The 23,214-nt window shown below is 27.8% G+C and carries 30 protein-coding genes; 29 read left to right on the top strand and 1 reads right to left on the bottom strand.

What is annotated here, in order from left to right:
- The first annotated feature begins 88 nt into the window (after positions 1-88).
- The 19 genes from B3J31_RS08440 (at position 89) to B3J31_RS08350 (ending at position 12,146) form a co-directional block, all read left to right on the top strand.
- Positions 89-496: an HIT domain-containing protein gene (locus B3J31_RS08440; protein ID WP_150843561.1), complete on the top strand. Its 408-nt coding sequence runs from the start codon at positions 89-91 to the stop codon at positions 494-496.
- Between the two features lie 91 nt (positions 497-587).
- Positions 588-794, top strand: a complete 207-nt coding sequence (locus B3J31_RS08435) for a hypothetical protein (protein WP_346873869.1) — start codon at positions 588-590, stop codon at positions 792-794.
- A gap of 284 nt (positions 795-1,078) precedes the next feature.
- Positions 1,079-1,591: an NUDIX hydrolase gene (locus B3J31_RS08430; protein WP_346873868.1), complete on the top strand. Its 513-nt coding sequence runs from the start codon at positions 1,079-1,081 to the stop codon at positions 1,589-1,591.
- Between the two features lie 72 nt (positions 1,592-1,663).
- The gene (locus B3J31_RS08425) at positions 1,664-2,140 is read left to right on the top strand and encodes a GNAT family N-acetyltransferase (RefSeq protein ID WP_346873867.1); all 477 of its coding nucleotides are present in this window, start codon (positions 1,664-1,666) and stop codon (positions 2,138-2,140) included.
- 83 nt (positions 2,141-2,223) lie between these two features.
- A complete protein-coding gene (locus B3J31_RS08420; protein WP_150843559.1) occupies positions 2,224-2,652 on the top strand; it encodes an N-acetyltransferase in 429 nt (142 codons plus the stop codon).
- 78 nt (positions 2,653-2,730) lie between these two features.
- Positions 2,731-3,222, top strand: coding sequence for a hypothetical protein (locus B3J31_RS08415; RefSeq protein ID WP_346873866.1), 492 nt, complete (start codon positions 2,731-2,733; stop codon positions 3,220-3,222).
- 189 nt (positions 3,223-3,411) lie between these two features.
- Entirely contained in the window at positions 3,412-3,858 is a 447-nt protein-coding gene (locus B3J31_RS08410; RefSeq protein WP_346873865.1) for an NUDIX domain-containing protein, read from the top strand.
- A gap of 264 nt (positions 3,859-4,122) precedes the next feature.
- Positions 4,123-4,614 (top strand): hypothetical protein, encoded by a 492-nt coding sequence (locus B3J31_RS08405; RefSeq protein ID WP_150844682.1) that lies wholly within the window; start codon positions 4,123-4,125, stop codon positions 4,612-4,614.
- A gap of 250 nt (positions 4,615-4,864) precedes the next feature.
- A complete protein-coding gene (locus B3J31_RS08400) occupies positions 4,865-4,990 on the top strand; it encodes a hypothetical protein (protein ID WP_346873864.1) in 126 nt (41 codons plus the stop codon).
- 249 nt (positions 4,991-5,239) lie between these two features.
- Positions 5,240-5,881 carry a DUF3990 domain-containing protein gene (locus B3J31_RS08395; RefSeq protein ID WP_346873863.1) on the top strand — a complete coding sequence of 214 codons (642 nt, stop codon included), beginning with the start codon at positions 5,240-5,242 and terminating at the stop codon, positions 5,879-5,881.
- Positions 5,874-6,320 carry a hypothetical protein gene (locus B3J31_RS08390; protein ID WP_346873862.1) on the top strand — a complete coding sequence of 149 codons (447 nt, stop codon included), beginning with the start codon at positions 5,874-5,876 and terminating at the stop codon, positions 6,318-6,320. Before B3J31_RS08395 ends, B3J31_RS08390 begins: the two co-directional genes overlap by 8 nt.
- 160 nt (positions 6,321-6,480) lie before the next feature.
- A complete protein-coding gene (locus B3J31_RS08385) occupies positions 6,481-6,960 on the top strand; it encodes a DUF4829 domain-containing protein (protein WP_150844679.1) in 480 nt (159 codons plus the stop codon).
- Positions 6,961-7,019: 59 nt separating this feature from the next.
- On the top strand, positions 7,020-7,523 hold the full coding sequence (locus B3J31_RS08380) for a hypothetical protein (RefSeq protein WP_150844678.1): 504 nt from the start codon (positions 7,020-7,022) through the stop codon (positions 7,521-7,523).
- 29 nt (positions 7,524-7,552) lie between these two features.
- On the top strand, positions 7,553-7,762 hold the full coding sequence (locus B3J31_RS08375; protein WP_150844677.1) for a hypothetical protein: 210 nt from the start codon (positions 7,553-7,555) through the stop codon (positions 7,760-7,762).
- A gap of 190 nt (positions 7,763-7,952) precedes the next feature.
- The gene (locus B3J31_RS08370) at positions 7,953-8,699 is read left to right on the top strand and encodes a GNAT family N-acetyltransferase (protein ID WP_346873861.1); all 747 of its coding nucleotides are present in this window, start codon (positions 7,953-7,955) and stop codon (positions 8,697-8,699) included.
- Between the two features lie 129 nt (positions 8,700-8,828).
- Positions 8,829-9,683 (top strand): hypothetical protein, encoded by an 855-nt coding sequence (locus B3J31_RS08365; RefSeq protein ID WP_346873860.1) that lies wholly within the window; start codon positions 8,829-8,831, stop codon positions 9,681-9,683.
- Positions 9,640-10,368, top strand: a complete 729-nt coding sequence (locus B3J31_RS08360; RefSeq protein ID WP_346867193.1) for a phosphotransferase — start codon at positions 9,640-9,642, stop codon at positions 10,366-10,368. Before B3J31_RS08365 ends, B3J31_RS08360 begins: the two co-directional genes overlap by 44 nt.
- Before the next feature lie 33 nt (positions 10,369-10,401).
- Positions 10,402-11,031 carry a hypothetical protein gene (locus B3J31_RS08355; RefSeq protein WP_150844691.1) on the top strand — a complete coding sequence of 210 codons (630 nt, stop codon included), beginning with the start codon at positions 10,402-10,404 and terminating at the stop codon, positions 11,029-11,031.
- A 341-nt stretch (positions 11,032-11,372) separates the two neighbouring features.
- A complete protein-coding gene (locus tag B3J31_RS08350; RefSeq protein ID WP_346867194.1) occupies positions 11,373-12,146 on the top strand; it encodes a peptidase MA family metallohydrolase in 774 nt (257 codons plus the stop codon).
- A gap of 176 nt (positions 12,147-12,322) precedes the next feature.
- On the opposite strand, the gene B3J31_RS08345 is transcribed toward B3J31_RS08350, so the two are convergent.
- Complete coding sequence (locus B3J31_RS08345) at positions 12,323-12,670, bottom strand: four-helix bundle copper-binding protein (RefSeq protein WP_035131464.1); 348 nt, start codon at positions 12,668-12,670, stop codon at positions 12,323-12,325.
- A gap of 255 nt (positions 12,671-12,925) precedes the next feature.
- Here B3J31_RS08345 and B3J31_RS08340 point away from each other — a divergent pair, with 255 nt between their 5' ends.
- From B3J31_RS08340 to B3J31_RS08295, 10 genes are all read left to right on the top strand, one after another.
- Complete coding sequence (locus B3J31_RS08340; RefSeq protein WP_346867195.1) at positions 12,926-13,216, top strand: cytochrome b5 domain-containing protein; 291 nt, start codon at positions 12,926-12,928, stop codon at positions 13,214-13,216.
- A 257-nt stretch (positions 13,217-13,473) separates the two neighbouring features.
- Positions 13,474-14,253, top strand: coding sequence for a DUF5694 domain-containing protein (locus tag B3J31_RS08335; protein ID WP_346867196.1), 780 nt, complete (start codon positions 13,474-13,476; stop codon positions 14,251-14,253).
- A gap of 108 nt (positions 14,254-14,361) precedes the next feature.
- On the top strand, positions 14,362-15,273 hold the full coding sequence (locus tag B3J31_RS08330) for a metallophosphoesterase family protein (RefSeq protein WP_346867197.1): 912 nt from the start codon (positions 14,362-14,364) through the stop codon (positions 15,271-15,273).
- A gap of 308 nt (positions 15,274-15,581) precedes the next feature.
- Complete coding sequence (locus B3J31_RS08325) at positions 15,582-15,950, top strand: metalloregulator ArsR/SmtB family transcription factor (protein ID WP_346873859.1); 369 nt, start codon at positions 15,582-15,584, stop codon at positions 15,948-15,950.
- A 20-nt stretch (positions 15,951-15,970) separates the two neighbouring features.
- Complete coding sequence (locus B3J31_RS08320) at positions 15,971-18,163, top strand: heavy metal translocating P-type ATPase (RefSeq protein WP_346873858.1); 2,193 nt, start codon at positions 15,971-15,973, stop codon at positions 18,161-18,163.
- 232 nt (positions 18,164-18,395) lie between these two features.
- Entirely contained in the window at positions 18,396-18,683 is a 288-nt protein-coding gene (locus B3J31_RS08315) for a hypothetical protein (protein ID WP_346873857.1), read from the top strand.
- A gap of 82 nt (positions 18,684-18,765) precedes the next feature.
- A complete protein-coding gene (locus tag B3J31_RS08310; RefSeq protein WP_346873856.1) occupies positions 18,766-19,302 on the top strand; it encodes a hypothetical protein in 537 nt (178 codons plus the stop codon).
- A 172-nt stretch (positions 19,303-19,474) separates the two neighbouring features.
- Positions 19,475-20,335, top strand: a complete 861-nt coding sequence (locus tag B3J31_RS08305) for a hypothetical protein (RefSeq protein WP_150845467.1) — start codon at positions 19,475-19,477, stop codon at positions 20,333-20,335.
- Positions 20,336-20,781: 446 nt separating this feature from the next.
- Positions 20,782-21,315: a GNAT family N-acetyltransferase gene (locus B3J31_RS08300; protein WP_346867206.1), complete on the top strand. Its 534-nt coding sequence runs from the start codon at positions 20,782-20,784 to the stop codon at positions 21,313-21,315.
- A gap of 123 nt (positions 21,316-21,438) precedes the next feature.
- Entirely contained in the window at positions 21,439-23,130 is a 1,692-nt protein-coding gene (locus B3J31_RS08295; protein WP_346867207.1) for an ABC transporter ATP-binding protein, read from the top strand.
- Positions 23,131-23,214: the final 84 nt, after the last annotated feature.

Genomic DNA, 23,214 nt, shown 5'->3' with positions numbered 1-23,214 from the left:
ACATCGCAATCAAGCCAACTCAATATGTTACAATTAACTTATAATTGTATTATAATACGAAAGTTTAAGAATAATTAAGGAGGTAACTATGGATTGTATATTTTGTAAAATTGTAAAAGGTGACTTACCATGTAACTTAGTATATGAGGATGATTTAATTATGTGTTTCTTAACTATAGAGCCAATAAATGAAGGTCATGTACTTATAATTCCTAAAAGCCACTATTTAGATACTGATGAAATTCCAACTGAGGTAGTAACGTCTATGATGGTATTATCTAAAAGAATTGTTAAGGTAATTAAAGAAAAGTATTCTCCTGATGGATATAGTGTAATGCAAAATGGTGGAGAATTTAATGATATTGGACATTACCATATGCATGTTTTTCCAAGATATAAGGGAGACGGATTTGGGTGGACATTTAGTGATAAAAAACATAATTTTTCACAAGAGATTGCCAAAGAATTAAAAATAATGCTTGATAAAGAAATTTAAAACAAAAGTAGACAAGTTTAATATATAATCAACATAAAGAAGCGTGTTGCAAAAAATTCTGCAACACGCTTTTAAATTAGGAGGATTATTTGTGAATAAGAAAAAAATCATTTGGGGAATAGTTATTTTAATTTTCTTTGCTACAATTGTATGGATTGACATACCATATATTTTTCCTACAAATAACTTAATGTCAAAAACCAACTATGATTACACCTATAAACAAGTACGTGCATTTTACTATACATATATGCTAGAAAATGAAATAGATTCAGATTTACTAGATAATTTAACATAGCATCTCTTTATATGGATGCTTTTTTATATACATACATTTTATTGTAATTATGCTATAATAATCATATTAAACCATATTTGTAAATAGAAAATTGTAAGAAAAGTGCGAACTTAAAATTATAAATATTTTTAGAATATGCTGTAATTAAAGTTTGTAGTTACTGAACCAATGTAAATAAAGAGGTTGAATTTACAGAAGGTTATAAATTGATGCTCAATAATAGATTAAGGTGGAATAAAGATTATTAAAAAAGCATAGATAAATAGGAATTTGTAGGGGGACTTATGATGGAATTTTGGGATGGATATTTTAGAGATGGAACACGTGCCAATATAGACTTAATTCGTGGAGATGTATTGCCAGATGGTTTATATCACCTGGTATGCGAAGTTCTTGTTCAGCATAAGGATGGCGATTATTTGCTTATGAAGCGTGACTTATCTAAACGTAATTATGGTGGATATTACGAAGCTACAGCAGGAGGTTCTGCACTTAAAGGTGAGGATAAGATGGCGTGTATTAAAAGAGAATTGCTTGAAGAAACAGGAATTGTTTCAGAAAACTTTGAAGAGGTTGACCATTTTGTTTTCGATGATGATAAGTGTATTTTCTATACTTTCTTGTGCGTTACGGATTGCGATAAAACATCTATAACACTTCAAAAGGGAGAAACTATGTCATATAAATGGTTAAATGAAACAGATTTCATTTCTTTTGTAAACTCTGGAGAAATAATAGAAACACAGAAGAAACGCTATTTAAACTATTTCAATCAAAAAGGATATTTACAACAATAAATTCCAAATTTATCGTTGAGGTAATTCGAAATATTCTCAAATAGTATAAATGTAATTTTAGGAGGTTTTATTGTGAGTAATAATTTGACAGTAACAGCAGATCTTATAAAAATACAGGAACGCCCTGAATTGAAAAACTACGCAGCAAATTGGTTTCATGAGAAGTGGAATATTCCCCTTGAAGCATATCTTGAAAGTATAGATGAATGTATGAAAAATAAAACTCCTGTTCCACAATGGTATATAGTAATAATAGGAGATAAAATTGTAGGTGGACTTGGTGTAATAGAAAATGATTTTCATAACAGAAAAGATTTAACTCCTAATGTATGTGCTGTTTATGTGGAAGATGATTATCGCTGTCAAGGAATTGCTGGTAAAATGCTGAACTATGTATGTGATGATATGAGAGAAAAAAATATTGATACACTTTATCTTGTTACAGACCACACGTCTTTTTATGAGCGTCATGGTTGGGAGTTTCTGTGTATGGTCCAAGCCGAGGGTGAAAAAAATCTGACAAGAATGTATATCCATAGAACAACATAAATTTAGAAAAGCAATAGAAAGGGTGAACTTCATGAGTGTATTCTACTCTTACTTTTAATATTTTAAAAATGAAGGAGAATAGAATGATTAAAAAATTTGATATAAGTAAATTAGATGATGTAATGGCAATCTGGCTTGAAACTAACATTAAGGCTCACAGTTTTATACCGGAAGAATATTGGATTAAAAACTTTGATATGGTGAAACAAATGTTGCCATCTGCTGATATTTACGTTTATGAAGAAAATAATATTATAAAGGGTTTTATAGGAATTGTAGAGCAAAATTATATAGCAGGAATTTTTGTGAAAAAAGAATATCAAAAAGAAGGTATAGGACAGAAACTGATAGATCATTGTAAATCTAGGTATCCATATCTCCTATTAGATGTCTTTAGAGAAAACAAAAGAGCAATAAACTTCTATGATAAAAACAATTTTATAGTTGTAGATGAACGTGTTCATGAGGACACAAAAGAGATAGAGTATACTATGTCTTTTGGTGAAAAATAGTTTAATATATAATCAACATAAAGAAAGCGTATTGCAAAAAAAATTCTGCAACAGTCTTTTAAATTAGGAGGATTATTTGTGAATAAGAAAAAAATCATTTGGGGAATATTAATTTTCATTTTCTTTGCTATAATTGTATGGATTGACATACCATATATTTTTCCTACAAATAACTTAATGTCAAAAAACAACTATGAATACACCTTTAAAAATGTTTATGCATATGACTATACCTATAGACAAGAAGATGAAATAGATTCAGATTTTCTAGATAATTTCATTAGGATAAATAATAATAAAGATGGCGAAGTAGATAAGTTAGTCAGTATAATTGATGAGTTGTCCTATAAAAAAGCTAGGAGACCTAAGGATTGGTCTAAATATAGTCTTGAATTTGTAGCAAGCTATGATGAAGATGAATATACTACTTATACTAAAGGCGTATTTTATATTACGTTTTATGATGATAACGTAATTGGTTTTCAAGAACAAGATCAACATAAGGAAAAATATTACAAAATCCAGGATAAGGATTTTGATATTTGGAAGATTATGACAGAGTTAAAATAATTATTTAATATAAAAAATAGTAAACAGTAATATTTAGAGCATCTCTATGTAGGGGTGCTTTTTTATATGCATACATTTTATTGAAATTATGCTACAATAAGTATATGGAACTATGTTTGTAAATGAAAAATTATAGGATAGAACGAAGTAAATATTATTTATATTTGTAGATATAAAAGGAGTAAGAGAATGGAAAGAAAAATACGTAATTCTGCAAAGGCATTGATTATTAAAGATGGGAAAATGTTAGCATCAAAAATCAATGATAACGGTGATATTTTTTATATAATGCCTGGAGGTGGTCAAGAATCTGAGGAAACTTTGGAAGAGGCTGTTAGAAGAGAAGTTAAAGAAGAGTTTGGGTTGATTGTTGAACCAAAAACCCTTGAATTTGTAATTGAAGGAGTAACAGGAGAGTCATTTCATAGAGTTGATTTAGTATTTTTGTGTGAGTACATCAAAGAAATACCTGATGCTGAAATTGCTGGTGATTATAATCAAATTGGATTTGATTGGTTACCTATTGAAAATCTTATGAATGAGCCACTATATCCTTCAAAATTAAGAAAACAGATAATGAATTTGTATAATGCTGAAGAAACGGTAGTATATCTTGGAAATGAGAGTATGGAATAAATATTTGCTAATCCATATTGGACCTACTAATGCTGGTAAGAGTACTACGTTAAAATGTTTAATTGGAATACTGCAACCGACATTAGGAAGTGTAGAAATTGAAGTGCCTAATTGTGAGATAGAAAGTGTTATTTATAGTAGTAACTTTTATAAATATAAACATACATTATATATCATTTATGCTATAATAAGTATATAATATTGAAACTATAAAGTATAAGTGTAAAATCTTTAAACTACCTTATAAAATTAGGAGGATTATTTGTGAATAAGAAAAAAATCATTTGGGGTATAGTTATTTTCATTTTCTTTGCTATAATTGTATGGATTGACATACCATATATTTTTCCTACAAATAACTTAATATCAAAAAATAATTATGATTACACCTATAAACAAGTACATGCATATGACTATACCTATAGACAAGAAGATGAAATAGATTCAGATTTACTAGATAATTCAACTTGGATAGATAATACTGAAAATGGCAAAGTAGATAAGTTAGTCAGTATAATTGATGAGTTGTCTTATAAAAAAGCTAGGAGACCTAAGAATTCGTCTAAATTTAGTCTTAATTTTATGGCAAGCTATGATGAAGATGAATATACTACTTATACTAAATATGTATTTTCTATTACATTTTATGATGATAACGTAATTGGTTTTCAAGAACAAGATCAATATAAGGAAAAATATTATAAAATCCAGGATAAGGATTTTGATATTTGGAAGATTGTGGAAGAGTTAAAATAATTATTTAATGTAAGAAATAGTAAAAGACAATATTTAAAGCATCGCTTTGTAGGGGTGCTTTTTTACGTACATACATTTTATTGTAATTATGCTATAATAAGTATTATAATTATGATTGTAAATGAATAATTGTAGATACGGCCAAACATTTATTAAAAATAAGAAGGAGAAAATAGTATGGACATAAAAACAATATCGTCTGAAAACTTGGTTTTCTACTGTCATGGTTGTTAGAGGGGAATTGTTTGATATGGCAAAACTTTACCATAATGCATTAGATATTTCAAGAAAGTTAAAACCAACAATTCCTTTGATTGGAGACTTTGATATACCCTTAAAACACGAAATTGAATTTGAAATGGACTTATTTATGTAATAATACGTTAGTTAGCAATTTCCTTAATAGAGTTCCAATATAGACTATTGTAGTTTATAGGATTTTATTTAACAATCAGTACTAGATAAATACAATATTGAGAATAGAGTAACCAAACATCGAAACTTTAATTTGTATTATATGTTATAATAGTTACACAGTTTGTTACAGACATACTTCAATAAATGTACAAATGGAAACAATGGAATGTAATTCTAAGTTATTTACAGTGAATAGGAAGTGAATTAAATGAAACTTATTATATATCATGGAAGTGATAATATTATAGATAAAACTAATTATGAGGGTGGAAGAAAATTTAGTGATTTTGGAAGAGGGTTTTATGCAACTACTAATATAGAAATGGCTAAGAGTTGGGCTACTCGTAAAAAAGATAAACCATCCTATGTTAATAAGTATATGTTCAATGTAGATGGTCTTAATTCATTAACTTTTGATTTAGATATTCATTGGATATTGTTTATAGCTTATAATAGAGGACTTATATTAAATGATGAGATTAATCATATACTAAATAAAAAATATGAAAATATTCATGAGTATGATGTTATAATTGGTCCTACTGCAGATGATAAAATGTTTGATACTTTAAATTTATTTTTTAATAATAATATAACTATAGATCATTGTCTTCATGCTCTAAACTCAATGGATTTAGATGTTCAATATAATATAAAGACTCAAGCTGGTATAGATGCAGTGGAATTTAGTAGTGCTACTCAATTAGATGAATTAGATAAAGTATATTATTCTAAAGAAGTAAGAGCTAAAAAAGATATAATGAATAAAAAGATGACTTTTATAAGACAAAAGTTTGGTAAGGTAGGTAAATATTTTGATGAGTTAGAGGGAGTTGATATTAATGGATGAATATTCAATGGCTTGTAGACACCTTGGACAATTCTTCAAGTTAGCAGTGGAATATAATATGGATGAAGTAGATTTTACTTTAACTGCCTTAAATAGTGAATATAAGCAAGGTATTGAAATATATCAACCTCAATGGTATTCACAAAGTCAATATTACTACTTTGAAGAATTTATGGAAGAAAATAAGGTTAAAGAAAGAGTCTACAATGAGGATGAAATAACCTATGAAAAGGAAAGAATGTATTGGCTAGGATATTGCTTACAAGATTGGAGCAATAGAGCAAAGGTAACAGGTGAGGAAATCGCAGCTACATTAGGAGAAGAGGGCGTTAAACACCTAATAAGAAATTATAAAATCTATCATACTGTAGACCCAATGTATGTTTTAGAAGATTGTCAGGATTATTTAGGAATAAAATTATTTAACGGCTTTGATTAAAAATCAGGGCTGTTTATTTTAGAGCATCTCTATGTAGGGGTGCTTTTTTATATACATACATTTTATTGTAATTATGCTACAATAAGTATATGTAACTATGTTGCAAATGAAAATGTATTATAATGGGAATAAGGAAAAGTTAATTCATAGGAGGGATATTATGAAGAGAAATATAAGGTTCAATGCTATGATTATGATTAGTATTACTTTGATCCTTCTTGGCGGCTGCTCAAGTGAGAGCAATAGGGCTACTGATACTAAAGGTGATTCTGCTCAAACTGTAGTAGAGAATTATTTTAAGTATGAAAATGAAAAAAATAAAGATAAGTTATTAACTACTTTAACAGAGCATTTCAACGCTCCAAATGTAGTTTGGGGCTTTGATAATTTGGAAAGCACTAAGATAATAAATATTGAAGAGGAAATGGACGAAAAAGTTAAAGAAGGTTATTTGCATAATGGACGAGGTAGTATAAATGGAACAACAGAAAATAATCTTAAAGTTTACAAAGTAAAGTATAAAGTAAAGTATAAAAATGATGAAGCGAGTCCCCAAAATAGTGGGATATATGATTGGTGGTATTTTGTTATAAGAAAAGATGAAAATTCACCATGGCTTATAGATGATATGGGCGTATAGTTAATTCACACTCTCAGCAATTGAAGATATAAATATTAAGTAATATGAGGAGAATCAATATGAAAGTTAAGTTTTACATTATAATAACAATATTATTATTATTTACTAATATTGTTGTAGGTTTATTATATTTAAATAAAAATAATAGTTATAACTTATTATTGAAAATGAGTGGACAAAGTGAACATTGGATAGTTAAAGATTATGAAATTGCTTTTTTAGCTGATTATGATTGGTGTGAATCTGGGAATGCAAATGTAACATACTTAGGTAATACGAGTGATATAAAAGAATTTAATATTTTAGAATATTGTATATTAATAGGTGGAGAAGAATCATTTCAAGAATGTGGAGGAAATGATTTTAAAAATGGGATGGGTACAGGTTCAGGTGGAAGCGGTGAATTACCAAAACACATTAAAGATGATTACTTAACACAAATAAATGAAAATACTTATTTTATAATAGAATGGACTGAATACAATGGGGATAAAAAAAGTGAAAGAGTAGACTTGAAAATAGATAATAGCTTAAAAGAAACAAAAAGATTAATAAATAATTAGGTGGATTAAAAATTACAGGTGGTGTATTTATGTTATTTGAGCAAGTTCTTTGTATTATATTGATATTAATAAGTATATTTATAATTATCAAACCTTTGAAAATTATGAACACTATTAGAACTTTGTTTATTCTACAAGAATTAGATAAGGATGACCCTAAAGTTTTTTTCTATAGATTTTCTGGTATAGCAGGAGTAGTAATTTTTGGACTACTACTACTGCAGACATTTTCATATTAGAAGATTTTAATGAAATGACAAATATATAATTAAATAGTTTATTTATGATACCGTATTATTCACTTTTGTTATGCGGTATTTTTTTCTGTAATATTATTGAATTTTTTATTATTTAAAATATAAATTTAATATATTGTAAATCATGTTATAATTAGTATAATACATAGATAAAACTTAGGAGATAAGATAAATGAATAAGATGCAAATTAAAAAAATTGTGAAAGAGAATCTTGGAAAACATTTAAATTGTGAACAAGAAATCTTTGATCATAATGGATTAATTTTTCATAAACCAATTAAATTAAATGAATTTCAACAAAATCCATTTTTGGAAATTACGAGCATTGAAAAAACAATTGTTGTATCAGCTTCAGATGAAATTATGGGAAATGTGAAGACTTTATTAGTTGGAAAATCAAGAGATGAGGTATTTGAATGTCCTTTAATATATGGTCAATCAATTTATTATATTCCTGATATGAAAGAGATGAAATTATGTGATTTATTACCACAATACGAATATTTCTATTTAGAAGGAAATGAGATAAATAAATTAAGAGAAATTAAAGGATTTAATAATTCATTAGAGTTTGATGAATGTGGAAATGCATCTACTGCAATTGTATTTTTTGCTATGAAAGATGGAGAAATCATAGGACTTGCTGGTGCATCAAAGGAATACAATAATATGTGGGAAATGGGTATAGATGTACAAGGTGATTATAGAACAGGTGGTTTGGCTACAGTACTTGTAAATCATTTAATGCATAAAATATTGAGCAAAAACATTTTACCCATATACTGTGCATCATCATCTAATATTGCCTCACAAGCAGTAGCTCATAGAGCTGGATTGATACCTTACTGGATAAGCACATATAAGAATATACTTGATGGTAGTTCATCTTATAATGAATTAGTGAAACTATTATATTAATATTACAAGTGAAGTAACAAGCAATTTACACCTTCAATTTTTTATGTGACATTTCAATAGGAAATTAGGGTTTAGATTAATAAATATATTTAAATAGGATTTCAAAATAATTAATAATGGGGGATAAAAATGATAAAAAACGTTTATACATCTGAGGAAGTAATTGATTTTATATGGGAATTAAGTCAGGACAATATACATGCAAGTTATCCAAGGATAAACTCAATAGAGGAGCTTAAAGGAGAACTTGAAAAGGCTCTAAATGAGAAGAATCGTAATATAATAGCCTATTATGAAAATGATGTACTATGGGGCGTCTGCACTTATTTTTGGATACCTGATGAAAAATATGCACAAACACTACAGTTTTTAATAAGAGAAGATTACCGCCAAGTTGCAGATGAAATGATTCATTACATAAGTAAGGAATTGTCTGGATATAAGCTATTTATAGGGGTACCATTTTCTAACGAAAATGCAAACCAATATTTTAAGAAAAAGAATATAGAATGTATCGAATCTAGTATTGTGGCAAACTTATATAATTTAAAAACTCATTGGAATCAAAGGCATGATAGCGTAGATAAAATTACTAAAGATAATTTTGAAGAATATGCTATATTTCATGATAAACATGCTATTCCATTAGGAATTTATTACAATAGCACAAATTTGAAAAATGATATGGATTATTTTCGAGTACTTGTCTTTAGAAAAGACGAAGAGATTCATGGAAGCATTTTTACTAAGGGTAACAAAGACTTATCAGACGTTGTTGGTTTATTTATTGACAATGAATATAAAAATAAAGGTATTGAAAGTATTTTAATCAATGAAATGCTCATGGAATTATATAATGAATTTGGTTCCGTAAAAGAAATATTATATTTCGTTGATGAAGATAATAGCGATGAATTAAATTTTGTGTTGAATGCAGGTTTTGATATTAAAGAAAGATATAGATGCTATAGATATATACTTTAGTTTACTAAATTATTATTTAATAAAGATTAGCAATATTCATACATCATTAAGGGATGGAAGTCTGGTTACTGCTTTGGAATGGGTAAAGGGTAAGACTTTAGAAAATGTGGAAATTACCAATGAATTAGCCTTGAGGCTAGGAAGGATGATTGGTAGTGTTCATAAATCTATGAGTAAGGTAAAGATAGAAAATAGATATATATATGGAGCAGAAATGATTGATAAATTATTGGAAGAGGCCAGGTATGCAATAGCAGCTAAGCATTATGATAAGGAGCATGGAGCAATTATTATAGGTACTTTATTAAAAATTAAAATGAAGATGGATAAAGATAAAAATAGATTTTCTTTTGTTCATGCTGATCTTGGGAAATCAAATCTCCTTTTATGTAATGAAGCAATAGTTCCAATTGATTTCTCATTGTCAGGATATTGCCTTCCAGAAATGGATATAGCATCAATATTCAGTCATATCAATAATGACAAATTAAATAAAGAAATTTTGAAGGGTTATAAATCCTATTGCAGTATAAAGGTTGATGAAAAAGCTATTCAAACATGTTTAAGCTTACAGGTACTATTATTTATCATCTGTCAACATGAAAAAATTTATAATCAGCCATGGATTGAGAAATCAATGGAACGTTGGTGTAATGACATATTTTTACCATATCTTAAAAATTAATAATATAATTAAAAAAGTTTTTAGGGGGTTAATATGAAAACAAATAAAGCAAAATTTCTTATTATATTACTATCTCTTATTTTAATAACATTTACAGGTTGTGAAAATGATAAGATGACTAAGAAACCTGTAATTTATTTGTATCCAACTTCAGAACAATCAGTTAGCGTTAAACTAGATTATAACGGAGAGCTTACTTGTACTTATCCAGAGTACAAAGATGGTTGGAATGTAATAGCAGAGCCTGATGGTACCTTAACTAATATTGAAGATAAGAGAGAATATTCTTATTTATATTGGGAAGGGATTTCTAAAAATCAATGGGATATGTCAAAAGGGTTTGTTGTAAAAGGAGAAGATACTGAAGAATTTCTGCAAGAAAAGCTTGAATACATGGGGTTAACTCCAAGGGAATATAACGAATTTATAGTGTATTGGCTACCAATTATGCAAGAGAATAAATACAACCTGATTACTTTTGCAGGGGAAGAGTATGAAAATCTAGCTAAGCTTAATATAACTCCAAAGCCAGATTCAATATTAAGGGTAATGATGCTCTTTAAATCATTAGATAAACCTATAGAAATAGAAGAACAAGAAATTAAATCTTTTGAAAGAAAGGGATTTACCGTTATTGAATGGGGTGGAACAGAAGTGAAATAGGATAAAAAAAGATTATTTATATTTGATTTTAATTCGTATTCTTCTGATATTGCTTATAAGTCATGTGACATATTAAAATAAAAAAATATATCCTTGCCTAGTTTTAAATATAAATAGGTAAAAATGAATATAGAGAACTATTTAAATATAAAAATATGAACCTATTTAACTATGGATATATTTAACTATTAAACTATTTGTTGTATACATGCGGGTTTCAGGGGATTATCTATTTTTGAAAGTGACATGAAATTGTTTATAAATAAGTTAATAGGTTGAATTTTCAAATGAATAATTGTAAAAAATGGTGCAATAAATGATAGATAATTGGGGAGGGGTGTATGAGAAAATTTGTTACTTTACTTATTTCTTTGTTTTTTATTCTAACCTTCATAGGTTGTAGTAAGAATATATCACCTAATAATGATAGTGATGATAATTTTAAACTACAGATGGAGAATGAAAATTTCAAATTCTATTCATTTAATCAAGATAAAGATTGTTTAGATGATTTAGCTAAAGTGCTTAAAGATAATTATAGTAGAATTTCTAAAGACTTGAATATTAATCTAAAAGATAAAATTATAATAGAGATTTATCCTGATATTAATTCGTATCATAATTCTATAGGTTCACCAAATGCACCCGACTGGGTAGTTGGAACTGGCTGGGGAAACAAAATTAAAATGGTATCACCTTTAAATCCTGGTAAGCAACATACTTATGAGACTTTAAAACAAGTGGTAGTACATGAATTTACACATGTTGCTATAAGTAGTATTAATTCTAATTTAGATAGCATTCCTTTGTGGTTAAATGAAGGTACAGCCGTATATGAGGCAAAGCAAATGTCTGATAATACAAGAGTTGCAATTAAAGAAAAGGTGAATAATAATGAAATACCATCCTTATCTAAAATGTCACCCGAAAACTTTTCTGCAACTGGCGGATATGCTTTTTCCTATACTGCTATTGAATATATTGTTAAAAACTATGGCTATGATACTTTAATATCACTACTTAAAACCCCAACTAACTTAGAAAAAATAATTGGAACTAATATGATAGAGTTTGAAGGTAATTGGAGGTCTTATTTAAAAGAAAATTATAAGTAAAAAGAAGTATCAAACTTAAAATTTTGATGAACAATTTTCTTAAATGATGTACTATTTGTAAGATGGAGTTGAGAAGTGTAATTAGCATAGTATTAATGAGCCTTTTTCACTAAAGCTAATTTTAAATAGTATAGAAGCCAGTAGTATAACACTATTGGCTTCTATATTATAGGTTATTACATGCTAGCCATGTTTTTACATTCAGTAGCACATTTTTTACATTCTTGAGCACATTTTTGACAATGGTCATCTTTAAACATTTCACATTCTTGAGCACATTTATCACAAACAGTAGCACAAAGTTGACAGTGCTCTTTTGTAAATTGGCCATTCATAGACATCATTGCTGATGACATTTGGCACATACATGCACATTCAGTAAGAATGCTTATACATTTCTTTCTTGCTGCAACATCAGGCTCGTTTAAACATGCTGTAAAGCACTCATGACATGCCTGTGCACATTTGTTACATTCATCAATACATGGTTGAAATTTGTCTGTTGAATTAGTTACTATTCCCATTATATAGTCCTCCTAAAATAGTTTTATAGTACAAAATTTATTATTTGTAATAGGCTAATTATTATTCAAATATTGTTTGTAGAAATGATTCCCATAAATAAATGTCTACAGATGTTTCATTAGATAAATAAGAAATAAAGGCATATTAGATGATTAGGTTTCAATCTATTGATCAATATATTTAAAAAAGCAATTAATTGAACAACTTCTCAAGTATAATCATATGCTATATATATAAATATTTTAGAGGTATATATGGCACTTTATTTTGATTTAAAAACTATTGAAGAACTTATAGGACATAATTACTATAGACAACAGAAAGAATTTACATTACAGGAATTAGCACAGTTTGATGGAAGTAATGGGAAACCTGCTTATGTTGCAATTGAAGGAATAGTATATGATGTGAGTAAAGTAGCAGAGTGGGCAGGTGGAAAACACTTTGGTAATACTGCAGGTCAAGATTTAACCAGTGAATTTAAGGCTTGTCATGTAATGACTAAACTTGATAAATTACCTAAAGTTGGGATACTTAAAGAATAAATTATTTAATGGCTTTGATTAAAAATCAAGGCCATTTTTGCTTTAATATACAATTTATACTAATTATGTTATAATGAATGAAGTTCTTTGCTCCACTTTGAAGATGAAGAAAATCCTATGGCTAACTTCATTAGAGAATATTTTAAATATAAATTTTAGAAACACATTTAAAGTATAGTAACTGTAAATGAATAATTGCAAGGAATTTCACCTGGCGATTATCACATAACTCTATATTGAGATATGAAGGAGGATATATGAACAAAGCAAAAATTATGATTTTAGGTACATTTCATTTTAAAACTGAAGAGAGTACTAACATTATTAAAATTCAAGATGACATACGCCAGAATGAATTAAAAGAAATTATAAAGAAAATATCTAAATTTAATCCAAATAAATTATGTGTTGAACTAAGGCCTAGTGAAGAGGAGCAATATAATAAACTCTTTCAAGAATTTTTATATAAATCTAATTTAGATTTAAGTAAGAGATTAGCTGAAATCGGTATAAGAGGAGCAGATTATAGCATTAATGATGCTGTAGATGAACGTATTAAATTTGCTTTTGATATAGCGAAATACAATAAATTAAATTATATATATGGTATTGATTATTATGATGGTTGGACTCAACCTCTTGTATTTGAGAAAGCTAAGGAAAATCATGATTTATACAAGAATCTTAATGAGTCATTTATGAAATTTGCAAATAAATACTATGGATTATTTACAGAAGAAACAACCATTGAAGATATATATAAATCTTTTAATAGTAAAGAGTTTAATGAGTTCCAACATGTAACATCATTCCTACCTTTTAATGATATTGAAATAGGAGATGACTCTATAGGGATTGACTTCGTTGCTTCATGGTATAAAAGAAATCTTCATATTTTTTCTAACTTAAAGCATATCTGTAATGATGACGACCGTATATTAGTTTTATATGGTGCCGGTCATTTAAAGCTCTTAAGAGATTTTATAAATGATTCTCTCGATTTAGAGTATATAGAAGTTTTACCATATTTAATATAAAACATAATTCCTTTATTTTTAATGAACAAATTAAGGTTAAATTTCTTACTTTATATTTGGATATTATTATTTAGAAATTTTATATTAACTATGAGAAGAGGTATATTGATGGATAGCGTTAAATTTGCAGTATTTACTGATTTGCATTATGATCATATCCATGATGGTTATGAAAGGCTTGAACACTTCATTACTAATGTAAAGAATCAAGATATTGATTTTGTTATTCAACTTGGGGATTTTTGTATGCCTAAAGAAGAAAATCAATTTTTACTTGATATCCTTGACAGTATAGGGAAGCCTTATTATCATACCATTGGTAATCATGATTCTGATTCATTCCCAAGAGAAGAGGTTATGAAGTTTTTAAAAATGGACAATAGTTATTATTCATTTAAAATGGACAAGATTAAGTTCATTGTATTAGATACATGTTTTATAAAAACTGATAATGGATATATACCATATTGTAAGAGAAACTATGATAAAACACAAGATATATATCCAATTCTTCCAGATTATGAATTTAATTGGATGGAAGAGCAGTTCAATGATGATAGTGAGTATTACATTATTTTTTCACACCATAGTTTTGAAAATGAATTTGCTAAAAGAGGAGTATATAACAAGGGTGAAGTTAGAGATTTGATAAACAGAGTAAATGATACAGGAAAAAAGGTGCTTTTATGCGTAAATGGTCATGACCATGGAGATTCTCTTGAAAAAATAGGACAAACATATTACTTTGGTCTTAATGCTATGTCATATATATGGGTTGGCCCTGAATATGAGCATTTCTCTTACTCAAAGGAAATACATGAAGATTACCCCTTTATAAAAGACTTAGTATTATATAATGAGGGGCTATATGCCATTGTTACAATTAACAAAGATGGGGGCATACATATACAAGGTATCAATGGAAGCTACCAAAATGTCACCCCAAAAGAGCTGGGCATTGGTGATAGGTGGAATGGTCGCTCTATACTACCAAGAGTATCTTCTTTAAAGGATATATAGCACTTTTATGATTCTCTAAACTACCGTATTATTCAAAATTGAATTTTACGGTAGTTTTTTTATTTCTCAATTTAGATATATTATTAAATTTGAAGATAATGCAAATCAATTAGTAAAATATGATCTTTATAAATTGAATAATGCTGTATTAGAAATCTTTCATATAACATAAATATACAGCCACTTTTATTTTGAAAAATATTTTTAAAATTATAATAAAAATATTTGACAAATATGAAGAAGATACATATACTGAATATATAAACATATGAACATGTGTGCATACATTCTAATGAGGTGATATATAAATGAATAACGAAAATGAAATAATTAGTACCTGTAATTGTAATACTATCCATGAAGATGTGATTAAGAGAGTAAAGGAAACTATTCCAGATGAAGAAGATTTATATGAATTAGCAGATTTATTTAAGGTTTTTGGAGATAGTACAAGAATAAAAATAATTTGTGCATTATTCCAATCAGAAATGTGTGTTTGTGATATTGCGGCGCTACTTGGAATGAATCAATCAGCAATATCCCATCAGTTGAGAGTTCTTAAACAAACTAGGTTGGTTAAGAATAGAAAAGAAGGTAAGGTTGTATACTATTCCTTAGATGATGATCATGTTAAGGGGATATTTGATCAAGGATTAGAACATTTATATGAGAAATAAGGAATTTAGGGGGCATGGGAATGAGTAATAAAGTTTTAAAACATGACGTTAAAGAAGATAAATCATTACAAATAAAATCTCAATCAAATAAATTAGTAATAATTCTTAAGGGGTTATGCTGTGCAAATTGCGCATCAAAGATTGAAAAAGAATCTCAAAATATTACTAATGTTAGTAGTGCTGTAGTTGATTTTGTAGCTCAAAAACTTATTCTAGAAGTGGAAAACAATAGCGATAAAGATAACATTGTTGAATCGGTTAAACAAATTGTTAAAAGGATTGAACCTGATGTAAAAGTATATGTTGAAGAAGGAAATCAGAACAGAAAGCAAAGATCCCATGATCATAATCATGATCATGAGCATGAAAATAGCAAAAAGGAATTTGTAAGACTTGGAGTTGGTGCAGCAATTTTTGCCATTGCTACAGCTTTTAAATTTAATTTTTATGTTGAGTTATCATTGTTTTTAGTTAGTTATCTCCTTGTTGGTGGAGAAGTTGTATTAAGAGCATTGAAAAATATTAGAGGAGGGCAAATTTTTGATGAAAACTTCCTTATGAGTATAGCTACTATAGGAGCTTTTGCTATTGGTGAGTTCCCAGAAGGTGTAGCAGTTATGCTATTCTATCAATTAGGTGAAATATTCCAAGGTATGGCTGTAAATCGCTCAAGAAAATCCATAGCAGAATTAATGGATATAAGACCGGATTTTGCGAACTTAAAAATTGGTAGTGATATTAAAAAGGTATCACCAGAAGAGGTTAATATAGGTGATATTATAGTTGTAAGACCTGGGGAAAAGGTTCCTCTAGATGGTAAAGTAATTGAAGGAAATTCTATGGTAGATACTTCTGCACTTACTGGTGAATCAGTTCCTAGAGAGGTAGAAATAGGAGATGCTGTACTAGGTGGCGTTATTAATAAAAATGGACTATTAACTATAGAAGTAGAAAAAGAATTTAGAGATTCTACTATTGCTAAGATACTTGATTTAGTTCAAAATGCAAGTAGTAAAAAAGCTCCCACAGAGAACTTTATAACTAAATTTGCAAGATATTATACACCTGCTGTGGTTTTCTCTGCATTAGCATTAGCTGTATTACCACCACTATTTATAAGTGGAGCTACCTTCTCAGAGTGGATATATAGAGCATTAGCCTTTTTAGTAGTATCTTGCCCATGTGCTTTAGTTGTATCTATTCCCCTTGGTTTCTTTGGTGGTATAGGTGGAGCTTCAAAAAATGGAATACTTGTTAAAGGTGGAAACTATCTTGAGGCATTAAATAATGTAGAAGTTGTAGTATTTGATAAAACTGGAACATTAACTAAGGGTGTATTTAAGGTGACAGAAATACAACCTCAAGGCAATGTATCAAGAGATGAACTTATCACTTATGCAGCCTTTGCTGAGAGCTTTTCTAATCATCCAATAGCAACTTCTATTGTTAAAGCATATAGTAAGGAAGTAGCAAATGAATCAATTGAAAATTATGAAGAGATTTCAGGACATGGTGTAAAAGCCACTGTTTTAGGAAAAGAAGTTTTAGCAGGTAATTATAAGTTAATGAATAAAGAAAATATATGCTATGCACAAGTTGATACTATAGGAACTGTAGTGCATGTCGCTGTTAATAAAGAGTATGTAGGATATATAGTTATCTCAGATGAAGTGAAAGAAGATTCAGCTAAGGCAATTAAAGCTTTAAAAGAAATTGGTGTTAGAAAAACTGTTATGCTTACAGGAGATAATACAGTTGTTGGAACTAAAGTTGCCAAGCAATTAGGGTTAGATGAAGTTTATTCAGAGTTATTACCAGATCAAAAGGTTGAAAAAGTAGAAGCATTAGATAAAGAAAAATCCTCTAAAGGCAAGTTAATATTTGTTGGTGATGGAATAAATGATGCTCCAGTTTTAGCAAGAGCAGATATTGGGATAGCTATGGGTGGTGTTGGATCAGATGCGGCAATAGAAGCTGCTGACGTTGTAATAATGACTGATGAACCTTCAAAGATTGCATCTGCAATAAAAATAGCTAAGAAAACAAGAGCAATAGTTATGCAAAATATTATCTTTGCTTTAGGTATTAAAGCAATAATATTAATACTTGTAGCTCTTGGATTAGGAACTATGTGGGAGGCTGTATTTGGTGATGTAGGTGTAACACTAATTGCAGTACTAAACTCTATGAGAGCAATGAAAACAGTGCAATAAATTAATTCTTAATCCTCAATATTCTTAAATAGCGTAACAAATATTTAATTAAATAATGTATACATAATACCGTATTATTCAATATGAATATGCGGTATTTTTGTTTTGTAATTCAAATATATTATGCAATTTGTAACCTATTGAGAACTAGTGACCTTTTAAATTCGTATATAATTTAGATTTATTTATGGTATAAGTTTAAATGTTATATATATGAAAGGGGTTAACATCAATGAAAAAAATTATTATAGGTATTTTAGCTCTGTGCATTATTGGAGTTATAGCCGTAGGTATATATGTATCACATGCAAAGTCAAATATTTCCATTTGCAAGGGAACTACTAACCCTATACAGAATGATAATAATCAGTATACTGAAGAAGAGGTTAAACGGGTTAAATTGTATGTTGCAGTTATGAGTGCAGCCTTTCAAATAGAGAATGGAGGAAACGGCTTCATTGCTGTACAAAAAGACACATTAGACGGACTTATAGAAGAAGAGGTGCTTTTTAATATATAGTCATACATATTATTGTAATTATGTTATAATAAGTTTACGACTGTATAATTAATTGAAGGAAAATAACATGTTGGAGGTAGTTATGAATATCTTTAAAAATCCTAAAGCTAAGCTATTTATAAGAATAGGGATTATTTTATTGTGTTTAATTGAAATTTCAATTCTTGTAATGGTATTCTTTAAGTATGAAACAGTTATAAGTTATGGATTTTTCACAATACTTATCCCATTTCAAGTATTGTGGTGGTTTAACTTAACTGGTAATAATACTAAAGTTCAAATAATCAACAGACAAAAGATATCTACAATAATTATTAGTATTTCTAGTATATTAATTGCTATGTCGATACCTGCTGCATTACCTAAATATACCTACGTAGAAGGGAAAACAATTTTAGAAGAATCCTTAAATAAAGATGATAGTATAAAGTTTTTAGTTGAGGCGGATTATGTTTATACAATTGATGTCACCCCTTTTCATAAACCTTTCCCTAAATCTTTATTTATAAATAATAAATTCTACTATTATGAAATAATCATTAATGATAATCTAAGATATTTTTCAATAAATCCCCTCACAGGTGAGAGTATAGAGCTGGCAGATAGCTTTTATCACTAATATAGTTCTAATATAACAAACTAAGTATTGTAATTATGTTACAATACTTAGTTTGTATAACTATATTTATAAATGAAAATTGTAAATTAGTACGAACATTATTCAATTAAATAAGAGCGATATACATTGAATAAACCCTAATATATATTGAAAATTTTAAGGTGGTAAAAGAATGAGGATGTTTCAAACATGTTTTTTTATAATTGGAATCATATTCTGGTTAATAATAGGACTTATAATAGCACTAAATTCTAATTGGCTTTTAGGCATTAAAAAAAATGCAACGAAAGAAAAACATAGATATAATTATTTAGAAAGTTTTTCTAAAAGAAAAAGATGGGATATAAGTAAGGTTAGTCCATGGAAAGTTATTTGGTTTATAATCGTTATGGGCATAACAATTTACTTTCTTAAACCGAACTTTCTTGATATTCCTCAATTAATAACTGGAAAACTAAATTATGTCACTGGGGAAGTAGTAGAAATAAAACATTATAGCAAAAACCCAACAGACTATGTTTATCTGTCTACAGGAGAAGAGGTTGAATTTTTCTTTTCATCTGGTGTAAGTAAATATGATTTTTATAAAATAGGATATCTAACCCATACCCATAAAGCAATTTATTGTGAGAAAATCGTTTTGGGCAGTAATAATGAAAAGGCAGGAAAAGTTATAGGGTTTCCTTTTAAAGATATCTTGTTGTTCCTTGCTATACTAGGTGCAATATTCTTTTTAGCATTTATTTCACCATTTATTAAATTGAAAGTATTCATACCAACAAATATAATTGCCATTCCCACATTTGCTTATTATTTTACGAAATATGGAATGCAAAATGGTATTTGGTTTTCGTTTAAAAATGAAGGCATATCTGGTTTAATTATAGGCATTATATTTTCATTAATGATATTTTTTATATATTTACTTGAAAAACGACAGTCCGATGATTTCTATAAAACTTATTTTTGTGCTCAATTATTTTCGATTTGTGAAATAGGATTACTTATATGTGCAGTGTTTAATTTGGACTAAAGTAAACTAATACTAAAAGGATATTTTTAAACTATATATCAGATAACTATTTCACAGTATTGCTCGGTTTTCAAATGACAAGTTAAAATCTAATTACTTCATATTTTTCTTATCTTGTCTATAAGTCAATTGATATATTAAAATAAAAAAATTATACTTTTACCTAATTTAGAACACATCTAGGTATATACTTAACTATTTACATAGGTAAAAATGTATATAGAGAACTATTTAAATATAAAAATATGAACCTATTTAACTATAGAAATATTTAACTATTAAACTAGTTGTTGTCGCCATGCGGGTTTCAGGGGATATCTATTTTTGAAGGTGACATGAAATTGTTTATCAATGAGTTAGTAGGTTGAATTTACAAATGAGTAATTGTAGGATAATGCAAAATAGAGATCATTTTTTTTTCTATAAATTCGAAAGGAGATTTATTTATGTCAGATAGATTATATTTACAAGTTCCCAGATTAGAAGAAATGGGTTATAGAGAAAAATTATTATCGCAACCTGAAACAATGTACTATAACAAAGGATACAAGCTTAATTTTAAAAATTATGATAATGAAACAGGTTGTATAAGATTTCCTAAATTTGAATGGAAAAGTTGGTATTCATACTGGTTTGGACACGAGCCTGATAGGTATTATGCATACATCAAGAAAATTGATGATAATATACCAATTGGGGAAGTTAATTTTCACTTTAATGAAAAAGAAGGCAAGCACTTTATTGGAATCGTTATAGAAGCTAAATACAGAGGAAGAGGTTATAGTGTTGAGTCTCTTAAACTTTTAGAAAAACATGCCTTTGAGAAATGTAAAATCAATGTATTGCATAATGATTTTGAAATTGAGAGAAAATCTGCTGTTGCTTCACATAAACATGCTGGATTTATCGAAGTAAAAGTTGAAAATGGTGTATGCCATTTAGAAATAACGAAAGACAAATATTTAATGAACGCAAAGTGAAAATAACCTTTACTTAAGGTTAATGAAGAATACTCTTATATTATCTATAAGGCAAGTGAGATATTAAGATGAAAAAATTGAACTATTACTTAGTTAAAAATCCATTAATGAAAGGTGCTAGCTATGAGTAAATATTTTAAGAATAAGAAGTTTTTATTGAGTATAACAATATTCTTCATAACTTCTACGGCATTATTTAACACATTATTTGCTTTTGTTTTAAAAAATTTGGGGGATGTGAGTTCTTTAAAAAATTTAAATAACTTGGGCAAGAATATTTTATTTGCACTAATATTTTTATTTATATTAATGATATTAGAATTTGCTAGAAAGATAATGTGTGGTCGATTTGTTACTGATGTCATGTTTTCTTTAAAAAATGATTTGATAAAAACTATTGTTAATAATGATGAATATCAACCTAATGAACAAAATGCATCGGAATATTTATCACTAATTACAAATGATATGGAGATATTGGAAGAAGACTATTTCACCAATACCTTAGATATAATTCAGGCATCTATACAAGTAGTTTTTGCATTAACAGGACTGCTTACTTTAAGTATGTACATAGGGTTTAGTATACTTATAATTTGTATGATTCCTATTTTTATTCCTCGTATATTTGAAAAAATAGTTTCTCACAGAAAAAAGAAAATTTCTGATAATTTATCAACACTAGTATTAAAAAGTAAAGATATTTTTGGGGGAATGGAAACTATAAAAAATTTTAAGGCTGAAAATGTTTTTATAAAAAATTTTAGTAATAGGAATAAAGTTGTAGAAGATAGTAAGCTTAATTATGTTAAAATAGAAAGCCTAGTTAATATATTATGTGGGTATGTTTCATATACAACTTACATTGCTATAGTTGGAATAGGGGCATATCTAATAATAAAAGGACAAGCAACCATTGGAACCTTTGTTGCTGCAACATATTTAGCAGATGCATTATGTATGCCTATACTTAATTTGGCTTATTCTATTAACACTATAAAGTCCATTAAATTGGTAAAGAATAAGGTTGAATTAATTTTCAATGGATCATGTAATAATAAGGACAGGGGATTTAACCATATAAATACCTTTGAGAAAGATATTTCACTTGAAAATGTTTCTTTTAGATATGATGATAAATATGTAATTAATGATATTACTCTACGGATTAAAAAAAATGAGAAAATTGCTATAGTTGGTAAAAGTGGTAGTGGTAAAACAACACTAATTAATTTGATTCAAAATTATTACAAAGATTATGAAGGAAGCATAAAAATAGATGATATAAATATTAATAAAATCTCTAAATCTAGTCTAAGAAAAAATATAGCTACAATAAATCAAAATGTTTATATATTTGACGGTACCATTAAAGATAATATAACACTATTTTTAGATTATCCTATGGAAAAAGTATTAGATTCAATTGAAAAAGCAAATTTAAAATCTTTTATAGATTCACTTGAATTAGGATTAGATACCTATGTAGGTGAAAATGGATGCAATTTATCTGGAGGGGAAAAACAAAGAATTGCATTGGCAAGGGTATTTTTAGTTGATTCTCAAATATTAATATTAGATGAAGCCACATCAGCTTTGGATAACTATAATTCAAGTATAATTGATAAAAATGTTATAAAAGAGCCTATAACGGTAATATCAATAATACACAAGTTACAAAAAAATAATTTAATGTATTATGATAAAATAGTTTTTTTAGAATCTGGTGTTATTAAAGAATCTGGATCCTTTAATGAATTAATAAACTTAAAACAAGAATTTTACAATTTTTTTTATCATGAAGAGAAATTATAGAAATATAAATCTAAAAGCAATACAATCTCCATTATTTAAATGTATTTACATAATATATTAAAAATGGTATAATAAAAAAAAACG

The organism is Clostridium sp. UBA5988, from assembly GCF_002435615.1.
Taxonomy (GTDB): domain Bacteria; phylum Bacillota; class Clostridia; order Clostridiales; family Clostridiaceae; genus Clostridium_J; species Clostridium_J sulfidigenes.
The sequence above is the reverse complement of the archived record's forward strand: the minus strand, read 5'-3'. Positions and strand labels throughout refer to the sequence as shown.

Bases quoted from the DNA above. Each gene is read 5' to 3' on its own strand.
- B3J31_RS08440 (WP_150843561.1), top strand. From the start codon at position 89: ATGGATTGTATATTTTGTAAAATTGTAAAAGGTGACTTACCATGTAAC.
- B3J31_RS08430 (WP_346873868.1), top strand. From the start codon at position 1,079: ATGATGGAATTTTGGGATGGATATTTTAGAGATGGAACACGTGCCAAT.
- B3J31_RS08420 (WP_150843559.1), top strand. From the start codon at position 2,224: ATGATTAAAAAATTTGATATAAGTAAATTAGATGATGTAATGGCAATC.
- B3J31_RS08410 (WP_346873865.1), top strand. From the start codon at position 3,412: ATGGAAAGAAAAATACGTAATTCTGCAAAGGCATTGATTATTAAAGAT.
- B3J31_RS08400 (WP_346873864.1), top strand. From the start codon at position 4,865: ATGGCAAAACTTTACCATAATGCATTAGATATTTCAAGAAAGTTAAAA.
- B3J31_RS08395 (WP_346873863.1), top strand. From the start codon at position 5,240: ATGAAACTTATTATATATCATGGAAGTGATAATATTATAGATAAAACT.
- B3J31_RS08390 (WP_346873862.1), top strand. From the start codon at position 5,874: ATGGATGAATATTCAATGGCTTGTAGACACCTTGGACAATTCTTCAAG.
- B3J31_RS08385 (WP_150844679.1), top strand. From the start codon at position 6,481: ATGAAGAGAAATATAAGGTTCAATGCTATGATTATGATTAGTATTACT.
- B3J31_RS08380 (WP_150844678.1), top strand. From the start codon at position 7,020: ATGAAAGTTAAGTTTTACATTATAATAACAATATTATTATTATTTACT.
- B3J31_RS08375 (WP_150844677.1), top strand. From the start codon at position 7,553: ATGTTATTTGAGCAAGTTCTTTGTATTATATTGATATTAATAAGTATA.
- B3J31_RS08370 (WP_346873861.1), top strand. From the start codon at position 7,953: ATGAATAAGATGCAAATTAAAAAAATTGTGAAAGAGAATCTTGGAAAA.
- B3J31_RS08365 (WP_346873860.1), top strand. From the start codon at position 8,829: ATGATAAAAAACGTTTATACATCTGAGGAAGTAATTGATTTTATATGG.
- B3J31_RS08355 (WP_150844691.1), top strand. From the start codon at position 10,402: ATGAAAACAAATAAAGCAAAATTTCTTATTATATTACTATCTCTTATT.
- B3J31_RS08350 (WP_346867194.1), top strand. From the start codon at position 11,373: ATGAGAAAATTTGTTACTTTACTTATTTCTTTGTTTTTTATTCTAACC.
- B3J31_RS08345 (WP_035131464.1), bottom strand. From the start codon at position 12,670: ATGGGAATAGTAACTAATTCAACAGACAAATTTCAACCATGTATTGAT.
- B3J31_RS08340 (WP_346867195.1), top strand. From the start codon at position 12,926: ATGGCACTTTATTTTGATTTAAAAACTATTGAAGAACTTATAGGACAT.
- B3J31_RS08335 (WP_346867196.1), top strand. From the start codon at position 13,474: ATGAACAAAGCAAAAATTATGATTTTAGGTACATTTCATTTTAAAACT.
- B3J31_RS08330 (WP_346867197.1), top strand. From the start codon at position 14,362: ATGGATAGCGTTAAATTTGCAGTATTTACTGATTTGCATTATGATCAT.
- B3J31_RS08325 (WP_346873859.1), top strand. From the start codon at position 15,582: ATGAATAACGAAAATGAAATAATTAGTACCTGTAATTGTAATACTATC.
- B3J31_RS08320 (WP_346873858.1), top strand. From the start codon at position 15,971: ATGAGTAATAAAGTTTTAAAACATGACGTTAAAGAAGATAAATCATTA.
- B3J31_RS08315 (WP_346873857.1), top strand. From the start codon at position 18,396: ATGAAAAAAATTATTATAGGTATTTTAGCTCTGTGCATTATTGGAGTT.
- B3J31_RS08310 (WP_346873856.1), top strand. From the start codon at position 18,766: ATGAATATCTTTAAAAATCCTAAAGCTAAGCTATTTATAAGAATAGGG.
- B3J31_RS08305 (WP_150845467.1), top strand. From the start codon at position 19,475: ATGAGGATGTTTCAAACATGTTTTTTTATAATTGGAATCATATTCTGG.
- B3J31_RS08300 (WP_346867206.1), top strand. From the start codon at position 20,782: ATGTCAGATAGATTATATTTACAAGTTCCCAGATTAGAAGAAATGGGT.
- B3J31_RS08295 (WP_346867207.1), top strand. From the start codon at position 21,439: ATGAGTAAATATTTTAAGAATAAGAAGTTTTTATTGAGTATAACAATA.